The following is a 2,722-nucleotide window of genomic DNA, read 5'->3' on the forward strand; positions in this document are numbered from 1 at the left end:
GATTCTAAGATTTCTACTGTACAGCCCGCATCGACCAAATCGATAGCTGTTGCCATTCCCGCTAATCCTGCACCAACGATCACCACTCGCATTTGTCAAGTTCCTGTTACAATTTTTCACTAAATTTTTATTTTACCCGATCGATCTGGTGTTTCTCGCTGGCGATTTTTTCGGGGTCGCTTGAGAGCGTGGCAGAATAATTGAGAGTTGTCCGAGGGAGAAGTCATTTTGAAGCGATCGCTAGATAGGAGACAGGGATTAATTATTGTCACTATTATTTGGATATTGGGGATATTAGTCGATAGATTCTGGTTTAGTCTCGATCATACCGTTCCTGCTTGGGATCAGGCCGATTATCTCAACGGTGGGATTATCTATACCCAAGCTTTCCAAAATCCGCGCTGGTTTGACGGGGATTGGTGGCGCGGTTTATGGCTAATGTCCCCGAAAATTCCCCCTTTAACCTATCTTTTAACGATTCCCTTCTTTAATCTCTTTGGTATTAGTCTTGACGCGGGTATGTGGGTAATGGCTATCTATAGCGCCCTACTGCTCTTTTCTGTGTACGGATTGGGAATTATCCTCTTTAATGGGACTGTAGCACTCTGGGCGGTCTTAATCTGTCAATTTCTACCCGGTTTATACTATTATCGCCTCGAATATCTCTTAGATTTTCCCTTAGCGGCAATTGTAACGTTTTCTTACTTCTGCTTGACATGGTGGCGATTTAGTGGTCATGGCTGGCTAAAAGCGATCGCTTTCGGGATTTCTTTCGGTTTAGGGATGTTAGTCAAACAAACCGCCCTATTTTTCCTCTTTTTGCCGATTTTGTGGGTATTGGGCGAAAATCTTTGGCGAAAACGTTGGGGTAATCTAGCGCAATTAATGCTCAGTTTTTTGACGGCAGCATTGTTGATGTTTCCCTGGTATCGGACGAATTGGTTATTAATGTTAACTGCGGGCAAACGTGCCACGGTAGATTCGGCGATTTTGGAGGGAGATCCGCCCCTTACCAGTCTAGATGCCTGGACATTTTACGCCCAAGTTTTACCCTATTTTCTTTCTTGGGTATTGTTATTAGTTCCCGTGGTGGGATTATTAATCTCATTACGCCATAGAAAAACCGAAGATAAGGTTAATCGTCCTGTGTGGATTTGGTTAGGAGTTTTTCTGCTGGGGGGATACCTATTATCATCCCTAAATATCAATAAAGATGCTCGTTATATTTTGCCGCTTTTACCGACTTTATCCTTAATTTTATCCGTCGGTTTATTATCTTGGTGCGGTCGTTTTGCCCCCGCTATCCGTTGGGGAACGATAACTATTGCCGCTATCCTCACCAGCTTAAATTTATTCCCCTTGGGGGGAGATGTAATTACTAACGTTTTCAGTCCCGAATTACAACACCATCCCTATTTAAAAACCGGCTGGCCACAGGAAGAAGTAGTTAAAGAGATTCTAGCGGATTCTCCCTATCTTCGCAGCACCCTAGGGGTTTTACCTTCCACCCCCGAATTAAATCAACATACCTTCTCTTTCTACGGTGGTAAACATAATTCCCAGGTTGCCGGGAGACAGGTGGGAGTTCGGGAAGAAGATATAGAAAAGGATGTCAATTCTTTAGATTGGTTTTTAACTAAAACTGGTGAACAGGGTTCCGTCCCCGATGTCCAGAAAAAAATTGTTAATCGAGTCGCCACTGGGCCAGATTTCCAAGTAGAGAAAACTTGGCAGCTACCGGATGATAGTACCCTGTCCCTACACCGAAAAATATATCCTTCCGTCACGGTTAACCCCCTTGAAAATGCGCCAAAACGGGTGGAATTAAGAGAGATTGCCATTGCCGAAAAAGCCTCTCCTAATCAACCCATTCCCGTGGTTTACAAATGGGCAGGAGACTGGCAACAATTAAAGTCAGGGATAGTGATTTTAACCTGGCAAGAAGTGGACGGTAAGGATTATTGGATGCACGATCATGGTATTGCTATGGGGGAATTAATGGCAGAAAAATTAAGTCCAGAAGAGCAACAAAAGGGTTTTGAAGTTACTGAAAAAACCGCCATGCAGTCGGCAGCAACTCCCGGAGTTTATCGCTTATCTGCTGTCTATCTCAATCGGGAAACTGGCGAAACCTATCCAATTAAAACTAATGCTCAAATTACCATCGATCCTCAAGTCTCCAAGTTAGCAACGCCCCAATTAGATTTAGTGACCCAATTGCGCTTAAAGTCTGCTAATATTGGTCAAGGATTAACGGGTATTGAACCAATTTTTGAGTTAACTAATCGTATCAATCAATACGATTCGATTCAGGATTATGTGCTGCAAGCAGACAAGGCTTTTTCCTATCGTTTACAGCAACAAAATCCCCCCGATAAATTATCTTTAGCCTACGGATTAGCAATTTCTAAGGTATTACAACAGGATGTGGCAGGGGCAATAAAAGCCACGGAGGAAATGATTAAAATTGACCCCCATAATCCCTATCATTATGCTTATCAAGGTTTTATTTATCTCTACGATTGGCAACCGCAAGCAGCCCAAAAAGTCTTAGATAAAGCTAGACAATTAAATCCCGATAGTGAGGAAATTAAGACTTTAAATGCAGTGGCTGCCTTGATGGGGGGAAATCTCGTTAAAGCTTGGCAATTATGGCAGTCAAATTAAAATAGAGTGGGAAGTGGGAAGTGGGGAAGTGGGGTGTGGGGTGTAGGGTGTAGGG

The 2,722-nt window shown here is 43.2% G+C and carries 2 protein-coding genes; one reads left to right on the forward strand and one right to left on the reverse strand.

The annotated features are described in order from the left end of the window. The coding region (locus IQ242_RS21805; RefSeq protein ID WP_193961381.1) for an NAD(P)-binding protein at positions 1-92 on the reverse strand (92 nt) is incomplete at its 3' end. 136 nt (positions 93-228) lie between these two features. On the opposite strand from IQ242_RS21805, the gene IQ242_RS21810 reads away from it, so the two are divergent. Further along, complete coding sequence (locus IQ242_RS21810; RefSeq protein WP_193961382.1) at positions 229-2,667, forward strand: glycosyltransferase family 39 protein; 2,439 nt, start codon at positions 229-231, stop codon at positions 2,665-2,667. The last annotated feature ends 55 nt before the right edge of the window (positions 2,668-2,722 follow it).

Source organism: Microcystis sp. LEGE 08355 (assembly GCF_015207185.1).
In the GTDB taxonomy this organism is placed as follows: domain Bacteria; phylum Cyanobacteriota; class Cyanobacteriia; order Cyanobacteriales; family Microcystaceae; genus Microcystis; species Microcystis panniformis.